Raw genomic sequence first — 16,560 nt, forward strand, 5'->3', positions numbered from 1 at the left:
GCGATGTCCTCTCTCGTCACCCCGGCCGACCTGCGCTCGGCCGCCGAGCGGATCCGGCACGCCGTGCACCGCACTCCCCTGCTCGGCCCGGTCGGCGACCTGTGGCTCAAACCGGAGCACCGGCAGCGCACCGGTTCGTTCAAGGCACGAGGCGCGCTCAACGCGGTCGCCCGGCTCTCCGCGAGCCACGTCCTCGCCCAGTCGTCCGGCAACCACGGTCGTGCGGTGGCCTACGCGGCGGCACAGCACGGCCTGCGCGCCACGGTCGTCCTTCCCGCCACCGCGCCCGCGTTGAAGGTGGACGCGGTGCGCGCGCTCGGCGCGCACGTCGTGGTCGTGCCACCCGCGCTGCGCGAACGGACCACGGCCGATCTGGCGGCGCGGACCGGCGCCACCGTCGTCGGTTCCGCCGACTTCGACGTGATCGCCGGGCACGGCACGGCCGGCACCGAGATCGTGGCGGATCTGCCGGAGGTACGCACCGTCCTGGTGCCGGTGTGCAACGGCGGCCTGCTCGCCGGAGTCGCCGCCGCCGTGAAGGCCGTCTCCCCCGGCACCCGTGTCGTCGGCGTCGAGCCGGCGCTGGCCGGGGACGCGGCCGAGTCGCTGCGACTGGGCAGGCTGGTGCGGTGGCCGGTGGAGCGGACCTACCGCACGATCGCGGACGGGCTGCGCGCGCCGGTGCTCGGCGAGCTCGCCTGGCGGCATATCAAGGTGCTCGTGGACGACATCGTCACCGTCGACGAGGACGGCATCGTCGCCGCGCGGGAGTTCCTGTCCGACCGGTTCGGTGTGCTCGCGGAGCCGAGCGGCGCGGTGGCGACCGCCGCCCACCTGACCGGACGGTGGCGGGGCGCGACCGTGGCGATCGTGTCCGGCGGCAACGTCGCGGCCACGGTTCCGGTGGCCAGGGGAGAGTGGGTGTCCGTTGAGCACGGGTGACTTGAGCGGAGTGCTCGCGACGATCGGCGACACCCCACTGGTCGCACTGGAGCGGGTCGTGCCGATCGCGGACGTCCAGGTGTTCGCGAAGATGGAGAAGTTCAATCCGGGCGGCAGTGTCAAGGACCGCACCGCGCTGCACATGCTGCGCGGCAAGATCCAGGCCGGTGAGCTGGTACCGGGCCGGTCGGTGGTGGTGGAGTCGACCTCCGGCAACCTCGGCGTCGGCCTCGCCCAGCTGTGTGCCTACTTCGGGCTCGAGCTGATCTGTGTGGTCGACACCCGGACGACCGCGCAGTCCGTCGCGCTGTTGCGGGCCTACGGCGCGGCGGTGGAAGTCGTGTCCGCACCGGGCGGCGACCTGCTCGGCGCGCGGATCGCGCGGGTGCGGGAACTGGTGGCGCTGCTGCCGGACGCGTTCTGGCCCAACCAATACGAGAACCCGCTCAACGCGGCCGCGCACGAGCGGACGATGGCCGAGATCGTCACCGCGCTGGACGGACGGGTCGACTACCTGTTCTGCTCGGTCAGCACCGGCGGGACGCTGCGCGGCTGCGCCGACCACATCCGCGACCACGGCCTGGCCACGAAACTGGTCGCGGTCGACGCGGCGGGCAGCGCCATCTTCCACACTCCGACCGAGCACCGGCTGATCCCCGGGCACGGTGCCGGGTGGCGGCCGCCGCTGGTCGGCTCGGTCGATTCCGCCGGTGCGGTCAACGAAATCGTCCACGTGACGGACCTGGAATGCGTGCGTGCCTGCCGGCTGCTGGTGGCGCGTGAAGCGATCCTGGCAGGCGGGTCGTCGGGCGCGACCGTGTCCGCGCTCGGCAAGCTGCGCCACCGCATCCCCGCCGGATCCCGTTGTGTGCTCGTCTTCCCCGACGACGGCAACCGCTACCTCGACACCATCTACTCGGACTCCTGGGTACTCGAGCACTTCGGCGAAGTACCCGAGGTCAAGACCCGGCCGTTGACCGCCGCCCGGTAAGGAGAAACCTTGCGCCACCTCATTTCGCTCGACGACCTCACCGACGAAGACCTGCGTTCCGTCGTCGCCCGGGCGACGCGACTGGCCGACGACCCGCGGCAAGCGGCCACGGCGCTGTCCGGTGAGGTCATCGGCATCTACTTCAGCAAGACCTCCACGCGCACTCGCACGGCGTTCTCGTCGGGCGCGCTGCGGCTCGGCGCGCGCATCGTCTCCTATGGGCCAGGAGATCTGCAGATCAACACCGGGGAGACCATCGCGGACACGGGCCGGGTGCTGTCCACCATGCTCGACGCGCTCGTGGTGCGCACCGCGGGCGATCCGGCGGAACTGCGGGCCATGGCCGACCAGAAGCGGATGTCGGTGGTCAACGCCATGACCGCGGACGAGCACCCCACCCAGGCGCTCGCGGATCTCACCACGCTGGTCCGCCGGTTCGGGCGCGTCGACGGGCTGCGGGTGCTGTATCTCGGCGAGGGCAACAACTCCGCGGCCGCGCTCGCGTTGGCGCTCACCCGTTTCCCCGGCACCGAACTGCACCTGCGCACCCCGCCCGGCTACGGCCTCGACCCCGGAGTGCTGGCACGTGCGCGGTCGCACGCCGCGCGCCATCAAGCGTCCATTGTGGAGCGCCACGACATGGACGACCTGCCGGTGTCCGACGTCGTGTACACCACGCGGTGGGAGACGACGGGTACGACCAAACCGGACCCCGACTGGCGCGAGGTTTTCGCGCCGTTCCAGGTGACGCGGGCGTTGTGGCGGACCAGCCCGGACGCGGTGTTCATGCACGACCTGCCCGCGCACCGCGGCGAGGAGGTCACCGCGGAGGTGCTGGACGGCGGGGACAGCCTCGCGTTCGCCCAGGCGGAGAACAAGATGTACAGCGCGATGGCGGCACTGGAATGGTGCCGCGGCAAGGATTCGGCATGAGCGAGCAATGGTACGACCAGGCGGACACGGGACTGGCGGGCGCAGGCCGGGTGACCGTGCTGTCGCGCGCGGACGTCCGGTGTTGCCTGGGGAGCATCGACCCGGTCGAGGTCGTCCGGCGGACGCTGGCCGACCACGATCGCGGTGAGAGCCTGCTCCCCGCCGAGGCGTACCTGCGGTGGGAGAACTCGCGGGGCGCGTACACCCGGTCGATCGGCATGCCCGGCGCGGTGGGGCCGCACCACGGCATGAAGATCATCAACGCCAGCGTGTCCAATCCGGCGGCGGGCCTGGAACGCGCGGGCGGGCTGGGCCTGTGCTTCGACGCCGAGACCGCCCGGGTCACGTCGATCATGGAGGCGGGCCTGCTGAGCGCGGTGCGCACGGCGGCGGTGAGCGCGGTCGGCGTCGACGCCACGGGTTATGCCGGCGCCGGTTCGCTCGCGATCGTGGGCTGCGGGGCACAAGGACGGATGCACGCGGCGCTGCTGACCCGCAGGTTGACGGCCCTGCGCGCGGTGTCGCTGCACGACCGCGACCCGGCCGTCGCCCACCGTCTCGCGGACCTGCTCTCCCGCGACGGCCTCGATGTGACCGTGCACGGCAGTGCCCGCGACGCGGTCGCGGCCGGCGAGATCGCGGTCTTCACCACCACCGCCGACGAGGGCTACGTGACCCCCGACTGGGCGCGGCCCGGCGCGCTGCTGGTCAACGTGTCCTTGGGCGACCTCGCGGACGAGACGTTCCTCGACGCCGCGGCGCTGTACGTGGACGACCTCGACCTGGTGGCGGACAACCCCCGTCGCCCACTCGGCCGCCTGATGGGCGCCGGGCTGGTCACCCGCCCGTCGGACGGCACGGCGAAACCGATCGACGCCACCTTGGGCGGGCTGCTCACCGGCCGGTACACCGGCCGCGGCACCGCCAGGCCGCACGTCGTGCTCAACCCGTTCGGCATGGGTGTGCTGGACGTGGCGCTCTACGGCGCCATCGCCGCGAAAGCCCGTCACTGGGGCATCGGGTCGCTCGTCGATCTCGGCTGATGGCCGGTTCGGCGTTTTCGAACAACTTCGATCAAGGTCGTCGCCCAAGATCACTAGTCGGCTCCGCGCGGGGCCGATAATATTTGCCGTGACCAGGTAATCGGCTGATGGAAAATCACTTACGCGGCCGACCTATCGAATTACCAGAAAGAGATGAACGTTGAAGAAATGGACGACACGGGTCACGACCGGCCTGGTGGCCGCGGGCATGGTGCTCACCGCGCAGACCGCGCCGGCGGTGGCTGACGAGCAGGCGGACACCACCACGGTCACCGAATCGGAGGTCGACGACAGCACGGCCGCGGTCGAGCTCACCGAAGAGGCCGCGGAGAGCGGCGACGTCACCGCCGCCGACTGCGGCGACTGGCGTCGCGCCTTGGCCGGCTTCGGCGAGTGGAAGGTGAGCAAGGCGAGCTGTGGCTACATCAGCCCGGATTCGAAGAAGAACCCGCAGCACCGCCGCTACACGTGGAAGATCCCGGCAGGCAGCAACGGCCGGGTCTGCGTCCAGGCGGAGGGCCACTACTGGAGCACCAAGAAGAAGAAGAGCGTCACGACCTGGACGACGGCGGGCTGCGGAACCGGCGGCACCGTTGTCGTGCGCTGGTCGGGCCCGCCGAAGAAGGGCGGCGGTTATCTCGGCCTCGCCTCGACCCCCCGGGTGCGGGCGAAGGTCCAGCCGGGCTTCGGCGGCGCCGCGTACGTCTGGAAGTGAGCCGGTCACCACGGATCCGGACATCGCCACTCCCCCCTCGATGGCGGCCCCGGATCCGTGGTGCGGCGGCACCTAGCGCAAGCCGATCTCGGTGAGCAGGGCCCGCGCCTTCCGCCCGTGATCGTCGGCCACGCCGGTGTCGCCGGTGACGGCGGCGCCTTGTTCGATCCCCTTGTGCGCCCGTGCCTGCTCGTAGCGGTCGCCCAGTTTCTCGGCGACCGCAAGCGCTTCCCGGTGCCCGGCGATCGAGCCCGCGGCGTCACCCAGGTCGCCGAGTGCGATGCCGATGCCGTTGAGCGCCTTGATTTCGAACTCGCCCAAGCTGTTCCGGCGCGCGAGGTCCAGCGCCTCGGTCAGATGCGCCAGAGCGTCGTCGTACTCACCCAGCCGCGCGAGCAGCACTCCGATGTGGAGCAACGCCTCGGTCTCCGGGAACGGGTAGCCGAACTCGCGTGCGGTGACGAGCGCCCGCCGGTAGTGGTCGAGTGCCTCGGTGAGGTGCCCCTGCTGCTCGTGCACCGTGCCGAGGTTGCCGTAGGTCAGGCATTCCCCGACCCGGTCCCCCATCTCCAGCATGATCGCCAGTGCCTCGTCCAGGTACGTCGCGGCCTTGTCCCAGTCGCCGACGCGCATCGCGCTGTTCCCGAGGTTGCCCAGCGCGCGGCTCTCGCTGGTGCGGTTGCCGGTCGCCCGGTGCACGAGCAACGCCCGCCGGTAGCAGTCTTCGGCCGCCGCGAAGTCGCTGAGCCGGTCGAACGCGTTGCCAAGGTTGTTCAGCGCCCGCGCCCAGCTGGCCCGGTCCCCGCCCGCGTCGTACCGCGCGAGCGCCTGCTTGAACTGGTCGATGCTCTCCTGGTAGCGGTTGGACCGCAGATAGACCGCACCGAGGCTCATCCGCGCACTCGCCTGGACCAGCGGATCGGCGGCGCGGACCGCGATGCCGTGCACGATCTCCGCGTCGGCGAAGTGCAGCGCGTTGTACAGGTACCGGTTCAAGATCGGCGACATCGTGGCCGCGTCCTCGCGTCCGCCCTGCTCTTCGGCCAGCGCGGTGATGCCGACCAGGTTGTGCCGCTCGGCGTCCAGCCACTCGGTCGCCGCCGCGACGTCACCGAAGTCCGGCGACGGAACGTCCGAAGTGGACACTTCGGGCCGTCGGTCGCGTTCGTGCGGGGCGTAGCGGTCCATGGCGCGGGAGGCGGCGTGCCGGTAGTAGCCGAACAACCGGCCGAGCGCGGCCTGCCGCGCGGAGGCGGCGTCCACGTCCCGCGCCAGCCCCGCCGCGTAGAGGCGGACCACGTCGTGCAGGCCGAACCGATCCCGGACGGGCCGCTGCACCAGGCTGCCCGCGACCAGTTCCCCCAGAAGTGCCTCCGCCGTGCGCAGGTCCACCCCGGCGAGCGCGGCCGCCGCGCGCGTGTCGACGTCGCGGCCGGGATGGATCGCGAGAAGTCGCAGCAGCAGCGCGGCCTCGGCGGGCAGGTCGGCGTAGGACAGGCCGATGGCGTTCTCCAGCTCGTCCTCGACCCGCAGGCTGCCCCGGCGTTCCGCGAGCCGGGCGGCGTGGTCGCGCAACGTCCAGCCGCGCCGGTTCCGGATCCGGCCCGCCACCACCGTCAACGCGAGCGGCAGATGACCGACCAGCTCGGCGATCCTCGTGGCGGCCTCGGTGTCCTCGGCGATCTCGGTCGCGCCGACCAGCCTGCGCAACATGTCGAGTGACTCGGTCCCCTGAAACGCCTCCAAGTGCACGATCCGCGCACCGGCCAGGCCGGTCAGGCGCCGTCTGCTGGTGATCAGCACGACGCCGCCCGGCGAGTCCGGCAGCAGCGGGCGCACCTGGTCGGCGTCTGCCGCGTTGTCCAGCACCACGACCGGGCGCCGGTCCGCGAGCAGTTGCCGGTACGTCGCCAGCCTGCCCGCGGGGCCGAGGCGGTGGATCTCGCCGCCCGGCACCCCGAGCCGCCGGAGGAACTCGTCCAGCACCGCGAGCGGGTCGGCGGGCGCGCGGTCGGCGTCGTAGCCACGCAGGTCCGCCCACAACCGGACCGCGGCGCCGTCCCGCTGTGCCAGCCGGTGCGCGGCCCGGACGGCGAGACTGGTCTTGCCGACACCGGCCATCCCGTCGATCACCACCACCGGTGGCCGCGCCTCGTCGTCCCCGGTGATCGCGGCCAGCTCGGCGTGCCTGCCGACGAACTCCGTGCTGTCGGCGGGCAGCTCACCCGCCACGGTCACCCAGGACGAGTCGGCGGTGAGCCCGGCGATCACCTGGCACACCTGTCGCCACCGCGCCACCACCGCCTCGTCGGCGGTGAGCGCGCGCACGATATCCGCGACGAGATCCGCATCCATCCGCCGTCTGCCCGGCTGCAGACAGCGGTAGACCGTGTTGAACACCGGCAGATCGGAGTTCCCCGCCGTCCGCCTCCCCCGCACGACACGCCGGTGCAGCTCCCGGTAGGACACGCCGTACCGGCCGCGCAGCGCGTTCAGCCGGGCCGCCAGCTCGTCGAACGAACCGGCGCCCAGCGGCTCCGGTGTCCGGTCGGGATCCATGATCGAAAAGGGTAGACCGTTCGGCCGATCGAAATGGTCCGAACAGGAGAAACCGCCGATGCTGGACCTCCGTGAGGGTGAGCCAAGTCCGTGAAGGCCTCCTTGAGGGACTCTGGGTCCCTCAAGGAGGCCTTCACGGACACGGCAATCGCCACGTGCGCCCCACCGGCACCAGCGGTCGCCGAATCTCGTCTAAGGTCGGTCAGCATTCGGTCCGGGAGTCACCGCCGGACGGATCGGTTTCACGTGTCCAGGGGGTTCCCGTGACGGAGGAACAGCCGCCGAGTCCGGTCGGCGCTCGGTCGTACGACGAGCTCTCCCAGCGGCTGAGACAGGCGTTGGCCTGGGCGGGGTTGACCCACCGGGAACTGCACCGGCGGGTGCGGCGCCTGCGCACGGCCCGGGGGTCGGCCGACCTGCCCGCCTACAACACCGTGTATCGCTGCCTCCTGCCAGGACGCAAACGCTTGGACGTCGAACTGGTCGTCGACATCGCGGCCGTGCTGCTCGGCATGGACGTCGCGGCGGAATGGCGGCAGGCGCACCGGGTGATCACCGGACACGCCACCGAGGCGGCCGTGATCAGCGTGGCCGATCACCTGCCCGCCGGGGTCGGCAGGTTCGTCGGCAGGCAGGCGCACTTGCGTCAGGTGCTGGAGGCCGGGCTGGACGACGCCGGGGTGTGGGCGATCTCCGGAATGGCCGGGGTCGGCAAGACCCGGTTCGCCTGCGAGGTCGCGCGGCTGCTGGCCGAGCGGGGCCGGTTCGCGGACGTACGGCTGGTGGTGAATCTCCGCGGCTTCGACGCGGATCGGCCCGCGGCGGACCCGGCCGCGGTTCTCGAAGGCTTCCTGCGCCGGCTCGGGGCGTCCGGCAGCGAGATCGGCTGCCTCACCCTCGCCGACCGGAGCGCGCTCTTCCGCCGTCTGCTGGACGGACGGCGCGCGCTGATCCTGCTGGACAACGCGGAGTCGGTCGACCAGGTGCTGCCGTTGCTGCCCGCCCTTCCGACTTGCCTGGTGCTGGTCACCAGCAGGCGCCGCCTCGCCGGATTGGAGACGGCGCGGCACGTGGCGCTCGACGTGTTCACGCCGGAAGAGTCGGTCGAGTTACTCCGCGACGGGATCGGCGACGAACGCGTCGACGCGGAGCAGGGCGAGGCCGCCGCCATCGTCGAACTGGTCGGACGGCTACCGCTGGCCCTCGCGTTGGTGACCCGCCGGTTGGCCGCCTCGGACGAGTGGACGATGGCCGACCACCGCGACCGCCTCGCCGATCTGCGGACCATGCTGCGGCTGGACGACGGGGTCGAAGTCGCGTTGCGCACGTCGTACGACGAACTGGCCGAACCGGACCGGGTCCTGCTCGGCCTGCTCGCCGCCTATCCCGGTCGGGACATCGACTACCACGCGGCCGCGGCTCTGGCAGGCGTCGAGGTCGACGTCGTCCGTCGCCGGCTCGACGATCTGGTGGCGGCCAACATGGTCACCGCCCGCGGGTCCCGGTTCGAACTGCACGACCTGGTCCGGGTGTTCGCCGAGAAACGTGTCCGGGAGAGCGTCCAGGCCAGGGTGCGCCGGGCCGCGGCCGGCCGGCTGCTCGACTTCCAGCTGGCCACCACCCGTGCCGCGCTCGTCACCTGTTTCCCCCATGAGGCGGACCGGTGGGCGGGCCTGCCCACGCCCGCGGCACGGGCTCTCGTGTTCGACGAGGCGGACGAGGCGATGGCCTGGCTGGACGCCGAGCGGGTCAACCTCGTCGTCGCGTCCGGCTGGGCGCTGGGCGAGGGGCGGGACGAGCACGTGACGCGGCTCGCGTGCGTGATGACGAGCTATTTCGAGGCCCGCGTGCACGTGAGTGACGCACTCGCCCTGTTCGGCAACGCCGTCCGGGTCGCGTCCGGCGCCACCCGAGGGCACGTGCTGAACGGGCTGGCCATGACCCATTGGCAACGGGGGAACGCGGCCGAATCACTCGCCGTCCTGCAGGACGCGATCAAGGAGTTCGACGCCGCCGGTGAATCCGGCTATGTCTTCAACCTGTCGGGGAACGTCGGCCTGTTGCTGGCCGGTCTCGGTGACTATCGCGCCGCGTTGCCTTGTTTCCGGCGGGCCATGGAATTCGCCGTCGCGAGTAACAACGAGTCGTTCCGGGCCCGGCAGTTGTGCAATATCGGCGTCGCCGAAATGCGACTGGGAAATCATTCCGCCGCCGTCGACCATCTGTCCGAGGCCCTTGACGCGACCAGGGCGAGCGGTGACCACCTCTGCGAATGCCGGACGCTCGACGGTCTCGGCACCACGTTCTGGCGCATGGGAAAGGCCAGCGACGCCTGGGCCTGTTACGAACAGGCGCTCGCCGTGGCGAGGCAGGCGCACAACCGGGCCGACGAGGGCAAGGTCCTCAACCATCTCGGTGTCCTGCTCGTCGAGGCAGGACGGTTCGACGAGGCGTTGGCACATCACCGGCAAGCCATCGATCTGGCCAGGGAGATCGGCAGCAGGGAAGGAGTGCTGGCGGCGAACAACGACCTGGCGGCGACCCTGCTCGCCGCCGGGCGGGCGGCCGACGCCGTGCACTGCCTGCGGCAGTCGATCGAGTCGGCGACGGCGGCGGACAGCCGCTACGAACTGGCCAGAGCCCAAAGTGGACTCGGCGACGCGCTGTTCGCCGCCGGGGATCCGGTCACCGCGCGGAAACACTGGCAAACCGCGCACGCCGCGTACACCGAGATGGGGGTGCCGGAGGCCGTCGAGGTCCGCGAGCGTCTCATGTCGGACGCGACGCGAGTTCGATAGCGGGAAGTCAGCCCTTCACGGATCCGGTCAGCCCACCGACGATGCGGCGTTCGGCGAGTACGAAGAACGCGAGGGCGGGGATCATCGACAACGCGGTGAACGCGAGCACGCGTGCGGTGTCCTGGGAGTACTGGGATTGGAAGGTCGCCACGCCGAGCGGCAGCGTGAAGTTCGCGGAGTCGTTGAACACCAGCAGCGGCAGCAGGTAGAAGTTCCAGCTCGTCACGAAAGCGAGCACGGCGACGGTGGTCAGCGCGGGCGCGGACAGCGGCAGCAGGATCCGCCAGAAGAACCCGAGCCTGCTCGCGCCGTCGAGCACGGCGGCGTCCTCGATCTCGCCGGGGATCGCCCGCATGAACGGCCGCAGGATCACGATGGTCACCGGGAGTGAGAACGCCGCTTCGGGGATCGCCACGCCCCAGAAGCTCTCCAGCATCCCCAGCTGACGCAACCACAGGTAGAGCGGCAAAGTCGCCACGCCGAGCGGGAACAGCAGACCGAGCGTGAACAAGGTGTAGAAACCCTCGCGGCCCTTGAAGGTGTAGCGGGACAAGGCATACGCGGCCATCGATCCGAACGCGACGGTCAGCGTCGTGGCGATGACCGCGATCAGCGCGCTGTTTCCCAAGAACGTCCAGAACGACGAGGAGCCGAGGATGGCCGCGTAGTTGTCCCAGACCCACGGGCCGGGCAGGCCGGCGGGCGAGGCGTTGATCTGCGCGGTGGTGCGGAACCCGCCCAGTACCACGAACAACAGCGGCACCACGGTGATCCCGAGGACGGCGATCGCGGCGACGTAACCGATCGGTGTCCCGGCGCGGCGCATCAGTCCACCATCCTGGTCAGCGCGCCGTCGGTGTCCCGGCGCAACGCGAACCGCTGATACAGCAACGCGAACACGAAACAGATCACGAACAGGATGACCGCGACCGCGCTGCCGAAACCGAATTCGTACCGTTTGAACCCGTGGTCGACCAGGTACGTCGCCATCGTCGCCGACGAGTTGGCCGGACCGCCGAGGGTCATGATCCACACCAGGTCGAACAGCTGCAGCGAGCCGATCACCGACAGGAACACCCAGATCCGGATGGTCGGTCCGAGCAAGGGCAGTACGACGTGCCGAGTGGTCTGCCAGGCCGACGCGCCGTCGAGCGCGGCCGCTTCCCGTAGTTCGGCGGGCACGCCCTGGAGCCCGGCGAGCAGCAGGATGATGCCGAAGCCGATGTACTTCCAGGTGATCACCGCGAACAGGGTGTAGAGCACGATCCCCGGGTCGGCGAGCCAGTGCTGGACCAGCCCGCCGAGGCCGACACCGCGCAGTATCTGGTCCACGAAGCCGTTCGGCTGCAACATCAGCAGCCAGATCACCGCGGTGATCGCCTCCGACAGCACGTAGGGCGCGAACACGAGCGCGCGGAGGACGGCGCGCCCGCGCAGTTTGCGATTGAGCAGCAGCGCGAGCCCGATGGACAGCGGCAGCTGGACCACAAGGGACAGTCCCGCGATGATCAGGTTGTGCCCGATGGCGCCCTGGAACACCGAGCCGGACAGGGCGTCGGCGTAGTTGCCGAGGCCGACGAAATCGTCGAGCGGCCCGAAACCGTTCCACTCGTAGAGGCTGTAGAACGCCGCGATCCCGATCGGGACCAGCACGAACCCGGCGAACAGCACCAGCGCCGGGCCGAGCAGGAAGGTCAGTTCCAGCTTCTTGCGCACTCCCGGCGTCCGCCCCCGGACAGCGGTGGGCGCGGACGGCCGCGCCGCCGCCCGCACCCGCGTGGCCGTCGCCGTCACTTGTCGCCCGCCGCGGCCTTGTTCACCGCTTCGACGATGCCTTCCGGCGTGCCTTGCCCGGCGAAGAAGTTCGCGACGGCGTCGTTGAGCGCGGCCCCCACCGCGGTCGGGAACGCCTTGTCGAAGTACATCTGCACGTACGGGGCCTTCTGCCCGTAGTCGAAGACGGTCTTCAGCGACTCGGTCTTGAGGGACTTGGCCGCCGACGCGGTCATCGGCAGCCCGGCGCCCTTCGCCGCGAGCTGGTTCTGCACCGGTTCGCTGCCGAGGTACCGCAGGAAGTCCGCGCACGCCTTGGCCGCGCGAGTGGTGCAGGAGAAGCCGTCGCCGCCGCCGAGCACCGCGGCGGGATCACCTTGACCACCGGGGACCGACGGGAACGGGAACCAGCCGACCTTCGAGTCGAGGTCCTTGTCCTCGGTGAGCGAGGACATCGTGCCGGGCTCCCAGTCGCCCTGCAGTTCCATCGCCGCCTTGCCGTTGGCCACCAGCCCGGCCGAACTGCCCGCGCCCTGTTGGGCGGGAGTGCCGGTGAAGCCGGGCTGGAACGGCTGGGTGGCCAGGAAAGCCTGCAGATCACGCCCGGCCTTGGTCCAGCAAGGATCCTCGAGTTTCACCGCTTTCACCGACTGCTTCAGCGTGTCCGCCGAGCAGGCCCGCAGCGCGAAGTAGTTCCAGTAGAACGCGTCCGGCCAGCGATCCTTGCCACCGACCGCGATCGGCGTGATCCCGGCCTGCTTGAGCTTGGCGACCGCGGCGTTGAGCTCGTCCAAAGTGGACGGCGGAGCGGTGACGCCCGCCTGCGCGAAAAGGTCCTTGCGGTACCAGAAACCGACGAAATGCTGCTCCCACGGGATCCCGTACTGCTTGCCGTCGACCTGCCAGCTCTCGGCGAGTTTGCCCACCGAGGAGAGCCAGTCCTTGACCGCGTCGGTCAGGTCCGCGACCTTGCCCGAGGTGGCCTGCGACGCCAGTTCGCCGCCGCCCCAGGACTGGTAGACGTCCGGCGGCTCGTTCGACTGCAGGGCGAGCGGGACCTTGGTGGTGAACTCCTCGTTCTGCAGCGGCTGCCCCTTGATCGTCACCTCGGGATGCGCCTTCTGGTAGTCGGCGACGACCTGGGCCCAGATCGATTTGATCGGGTCGGTGGTGCCGTTGTGCCACCAGGTGAGGGTGACCGGTCCGTTGGGCTCGGCCGCGGTCTCGGTGCCCCCGGAGCAGCCGGCGAGCGCGAGCGGGACGGCCGCCGCCAGCGCGGCGGCGGCGGGGATTCGGCGGTTCGAAAGCATGGTGAGTCCACTCCTGACGACTTCGGCCGAGTAGGACGGGGCGTGACTGCGCCCGGACTGGCGATGAGTTTGCGCGCCCGAAATTCCGATGTCAATCGTTGTCGATAACGTTTTACATGGCTAGTCTGACCGTATGCAGCCCAGTTCGAGGGTCACTATCCGTGACGTCGCGGCCCGCGCCGGCGTCTCCGTGGCCACGGTTTCCAAAGTGATCAACGACCGCTACGGCGTCGCCGCCGCGACGCTGGCCAAGGTCCGCGCGGTGATCGACGAACTCGGCTACGAGGCGAGCCTGGTCGCCCAGAGCCTGCGCAATCACAAGACCAACGTGATCGGGATCCTGGTCGCCGACCTCGAACCGTTCTCCACCGAATTGCTCAAGGGCGCGGCCGACGCCATCCGCGGCACCGGCTACGAACTCGTCGTCTACTCGGCGGGCGGCCGGGTCGGGGACGCGTCGGGCTGGGAGAAGCGTTATCTCTCAAGGCTTTCCGGCACTCTGGTCGACGGCGCGGTGCTGGTCACGCCGGTGGCTTCGCTGGAGGCCGTCCCCGGAACGCCGGTGGTCGCGGTCGACCCGCACACCGGTCCCTCGACGGTGCCCACCATCGATTCCGACAACCTGCGCGGCGCCCAGCTCGCGACCGAGCATCTGCTGGAGCTCGGTCACCGCCGCATCGGTTTCCTCGCCGGACGGCCCGATCTCGAATCGGCCGAACTGCGCAAGACCGGGTACCTGCGGGCACTCACCGCGGCGGGAGTGCCGATCGACGAGGACCTGATCCGGCTCGGCGCCTACGATCCGGAGATCTCCGCCCGGTCCGCCCGCGAGCTGCTGACCGGCGCGGACCGGCCGACGGCGGTGTTCGCCGCCAACGACATCTCGGCGATCGCGACCGTCGGGGCCGCCGCGGAACTCGGCTTGTCCGTCCCGGACGACCTGTCGGTGGTCGGTTTCGACAACGTCCCCGAATCCGCGCTCTGCACTCCGCCTCTGACGACGGTGGACCAGCCCATCCGCGAAATGGGCCACCGCGCCATCACCCTTCTGATCTCGCTGATCAGCGGGGAACCCGAAAAGGAAACCCACATCACCTTGTCCACGGGTCTCGTGGTGCGCCGCTCGACGCGGGCCCTCGGAGCCACGACGAAGGGCGGACGGCCTTGACCACCCAGCCCAGTGAGTCATCCCGGCCATGGCACGACACCACGGCGGATCCCGCCGATCGCGTCCGCGCGCTGATGGACCGGATGACCCTGCGGGAGAAGCTCGCCCAGCTCTACGGCGTCTGGGTCGGCATCGACTCCGGCGGCGAGATGGCCCCGCACCAGCACGACTTCGCCGACGCGGCACTGGACTGGGACGAACTGGTGCGGCACGGGATCGGCCAGCTGACGAGGGTGTACGGCACCCGGCCCGTCGATCCGGTGATCGGCGCGCACAGCCTGGCGCGCTCCCAGCGGGAGATCGTCGGAAGCGGCCGGTTCGGTATCCCGGCACTGGTCCACGAGGAGACGCTCACCGGTCTCGCCGCCTGGCAGGCCACCGTCTATCCGTCGCCGCTGTGCTGGGGAGCGAGTTTCGACCCGGACCTCGTGTACCGCATGGGCGCGCGGATCGGCGGCACGATGCGACGGCTGGGGGTCCACCAAGGACTCGCGCCGGTGCTGGACGTCGCACGCGACCTGCGTTGGGGCCGGGTCGAGGAGACCATCGGCGAGGATCCGCATCTGGTCGGCACAATCGGCGCGGCCTACGTGGCCGGGCTCGAATCCGCCGGAGTCATCGCGACGCTGAAGCATTTCGCCGGCTACTCGGCCTCACGCGCCGGTCGCAACCTCGCCCCGGTGTCGGTCGGCCCCAGGGAACTGGCCGACGTCCTGCTGCCGCCGTTCGAGATGGCGTTGCGCGCGGGCGCCCGGTCGGTGATGAACGCCTACATCGACAACGACGGCGTCCCCGCCGCCGCGGATCCGGCGTTGCTCACCGATCTGTTGCGTGACACCTACGGCTTCGAGGGAACCCTGGTCGCGGACTACTTCTCCGTGTCGTTCCTGCACACGCTGCACGGCGTCGCGGCCGATCGCGGTGAGGCCGCCGCGCAGGCGCTCGCCGCCGGAATCGACGTGGAACTGCCCACTGTGGACTGCTACGGCGAGCCGCTGCTCGCCGCGGTGGAACAGGGTGCGGTCGACGCCGCCGTCGTCGACCGCGCCCTCGAACGGGTGCTGCGGCAGAAATGCGAACTAGGCCTGCTCGACGAGGACTGGGCACCGGAAGTACCGGACGAGATCGACCTCGACGACCCGGACTCCCGTGCGCTCGCAAGGGAAATCGCCGAACGCTCGATCGTGCTGCTGCGGAACGACGGGGTCCTCCCCCTCTCTCCCGGCCGCCGGATCGCCGTGGTCGGCCCGCGGGCCGACGAACCCGGTGCGATGCTCGGCTGCTACTCGTTCCCGATGCACGTCGGCGTGCACCATCCCGACGTGCCCATCGGGATACCGGTTCCGACGGTGCTCGACGCGCTCGGCGAGGACCACGAGGTCACCTACGCCCTCGGCTGCCCCGTACTCGGCGGCGAGGACGCCGACATCGCCGCCGCCGTCACCGCGGCCGAAGAAGCGGAGATCTGCGTCGCGGTGCTCGGCGACCGCGCCGGCCTGTTCGGCGGTGGCACCTCGGGGGAAGGGTGCGACACTTCGGACCTCAAGTTGCCGGGACGACAGGAAGAACTCCTCGAAGCGCTCCTGTCGACCGGGACACCGGTGGTCCTGATCCTCCTCTGTGGACGCCCGTACGAACTGTCACGACAGGCCGATCGCCTCGCCGCGATCGTGTGCGGTTTCTACCCGGGCGAAGAGGGCGCCGCCGCGCTCGCCGGTGTCCTCAGTGGACGGATCGACCCTTCCGGCAGGCTCCCGGTCGGCTTCCCCGGCGACAAGGCCTCCCAGCCGTCGACCTACCTCACGGCTCCGCTCGGGCAGCGCAGTGAGGTCAGCACGGTCGACCCGACACCGCTTTTCCCGTTCGGGCACGGACTTTCCTACGGCGCCGTCAGCTGGGACGACGTCACGATGCCGGATCCCGCATGGCCCACGGACGGCCGCTGCCGGGTCCGGGTGACGCTGAGCAACACAGGCGATCGCACCACGACGGAGGTCGTCCAGATCTACCTGCACGACCCGGTGGCGGAGGTCGCCCGCCCGGTCCAGCAGCTGATCGCGGCGAAGCGGGTCGACCTGGCGCCCGGCGCGACCCAGGTGATCGAGATCGGGCTGCACGCCGATCTGACGTCCTACACCGGGCGGGCGGGCGAACGGATCGTCCAACCCGGCGACGTCGAACTGCGAATCGGGACGTCGAGCGCCCGGATCGTCACGACCCTCCCCTGCGCGTTGACCGGCCCACGCCGCGAAGTGGGCTTCGACCGCGTGCTGACCCCGGACTTCACGTGAACCGCCCGGCACGCGGATCCAGCCGCGTGCCGGGCGG

Annotated in this window: 12 protein-coding genes; 8 read left to right on the forward strand and 4 right to left on the reverse strand. The window is 70.5% G+C overall.

Annotation, left to right across the window (positions count from 1 at the left end):
- Positions 1–3 precede the first annotated feature (3 nt).
- The 5 genes from AC0685_RS26910 (at position 4) to AC0685_RS26930 (ending at position 4,624) form a co-directional block, all read left to right on the forward strand.
- On the forward strand, positions 4–942 hold the full coding sequence (locus AC0685_RS26910; RefSeq protein ID WP_478228058.1) for a threonine ammonia-lyase: 939 nt from the start codon (positions 4–6) through the stop codon (positions 940–942).
- Positions 929–1,933, forward strand: coding sequence for a 2,3-diaminopropionate biosynthesis protein SbnA (gene sbnA, locus AC0685_RS26915; protein ID WP_478228059.1), 1,005 nt, complete (start codon positions 929–931; stop codon positions 1,931–1,933). Before AC0685_RS26910 ends, sbnA begins: the two co-directional genes overlap by 14 nt.
- A 9-nt stretch (positions 1,934–1,942) precedes the next feature.
- Positions 1,943–2,866: an ornithine carbamoyltransferase gene (locus AC0685_RS26920; protein ID WP_478228060.1), complete on the forward strand. Its 924-nt coding sequence runs from the start codon at positions 1,943–1,945 to the stop codon at positions 2,864–2,866.
- Positions 2,863–3,909, forward strand: a complete 1,047-nt coding sequence (locus AC0685_RS26925) for an ornithine cyclodeaminase (RefSeq protein ID WP_478228061.1) — start codon at positions 2,863–2,865, stop codon at positions 3,907–3,909. Before AC0685_RS26920 ends, AC0685_RS26925 begins: the two co-directional genes overlap by 4 nt.
- Before the next feature lie 160 nt (positions 3,910–4,069).
- Complete coding sequence (locus tag AC0685_RS26930) at positions 4,070–4,624, forward strand: hypothetical protein (RefSeq protein ID WP_478228062.1); 555 nt, start codon at positions 4,070–4,072, stop codon at positions 4,622–4,624.
- A 72-nt stretch (positions 4,625–4,696) separates the two neighbouring features.
- On the opposite strand, the gene AC0685_RS26935 is transcribed toward AC0685_RS26930, so the two are convergent.
- Positions 4,697–7,183 carry a tetratricopeptide repeat protein gene (locus AC0685_RS26935; protein WP_478228063.1) on the reverse strand — a complete coding sequence of 829 codons (2,487 nt, stop codon included), beginning with the start codon at positions 7,181–7,183 and terminating at the stop codon, positions 4,697–4,699.
- Positions 7,184–7,446: 263 nt separating this feature from the next.
- On the opposite strand from AC0685_RS26935, the gene AC0685_RS26940 reads away from it, so the two are divergent.
- Entirely contained in the window at positions 7,447–9,981 is a 2,535-nt protein-coding gene (locus tag AC0685_RS26940) for an ATP-binding protein (RefSeq protein ID WP_478228064.1), read from the forward strand.
- 7 nt (positions 9,982–9,988) lie between these two features.
- Here AC0685_RS26940 and AC0685_RS26945 read toward each other — a convergent pair whose 3' ends face one another.
- Genes AC0685_RS26945 through AC0685_RS26955 form a run of 3 tightly spaced genes read right to left on the reverse strand, consistent with a single transcriptional unit; the run spans position 9,989 to position 13,064 of the window.
- Entirely contained in the window at positions 9,989–10,807 is an 819-nt protein-coding gene (locus AC0685_RS26945; RefSeq protein ID WP_478228065.1) for a carbohydrate ABC transporter permease, read from the reverse strand.
- The gene (locus AC0685_RS26950) at positions 10,807–11,775 is read right to left on the reverse strand and encodes a carbohydrate ABC transporter permease (protein WP_478228066.1); all 969 of its coding nucleotides are present in this window, start codon (positions 11,773–11,775) and stop codon (positions 10,807–10,809) included. The genes AC0685_RS26945 and AC0685_RS26950 overlap by 1 nt, the downstream gene beginning before the upstream one ends.
- On the reverse strand, positions 11,772–13,064 hold the full coding sequence (locus AC0685_RS26955; RefSeq protein WP_478228067.1) for an ABC transporter substrate-binding protein: 1,293 nt from the start codon (positions 13,062–13,064) through the stop codon (positions 11,772–11,774). Before AC0685_RS26955 ends, AC0685_RS26950 begins: the two co-directional genes overlap by 4 nt.
- A gap of 133 nt (positions 13,065–13,197) precedes the next feature.
- Between AC0685_RS26955 and AC0685_RS26960 the strand changes: the two genes are divergently transcribed.
- On the forward strand, positions 13,198–14,232 hold the full coding sequence (locus tag AC0685_RS26960; protein ID WP_478228068.1) for a LacI family DNA-binding transcriptional regulator: 1,035 nt from the start codon (positions 13,198–13,200) through the stop codon (positions 14,230–14,232).
- On the forward strand, positions 14,229–16,523 hold the full coding sequence (locus AC0685_RS26965; protein ID WP_478228069.1) for a beta-xylosidase/alpha-l-arabinosidase: 2,295 nt from the start codon (positions 14,229–14,231) through the stop codon (positions 16,521–16,523). The genes AC0685_RS26960 and AC0685_RS26965 overlap by 4 nt, the downstream gene beginning before the upstream one ends.
- The last annotated feature ends 37 nt before the right edge of the window (positions 16,524–16,560 follow it).

The sequence above is a fragment of the Amycolatopsis sp. NPDC043889 genome (assembly GCF_056435645.1).

What these genes read in the sequence shown, in the direction of transcription:
- AC0685_RS26925 (WP_478228061.1), top strand. Translation starts at nt 2,863, where the DNA reads ATGAGCGAGCAATGGTACGACCAGGCGGACACGGGACTGGCGGGCGCA.
- AC0685_RS26960 (WP_478228068.1), top strand. Translation starts at nt 13,198, where the DNA reads ATGCAGCCCAGTTCGAGGGTCACTATCCGTGACGTCGCGGCCCGCGCC.
- AC0685_RS26910 (WP_478228058.1), top strand. Translation starts at nt 4, where the DNA reads ATGTCCTCTCTCGTCACCCCGGCCGACCTGCGCTCGGCCGCCGAGCGG.
- AC0685_RS26945 (WP_478228065.1), bottom strand. Translation starts at nt 10,807, where the DNA reads ATGCGCCGCGCCGGGACACCGATCGGTTACGTCGCCGCGATCGCCGTC.
- AC0685_RS26935 (WP_478228063.1), bottom strand. Translation starts at nt 7,183, where the DNA reads ATGGATCCCGACCGGACACCGGAGCCGCTGGGCGCCGGTTCGTTCGAC.
- AC0685_RS26955 (WP_478228067.1), bottom strand. Translation starts at nt 13,064, where the DNA reads ATGCTTTCGAACCGCCGAATCCCCGCCGCCGCCGCGCTGGCGGCGGCC.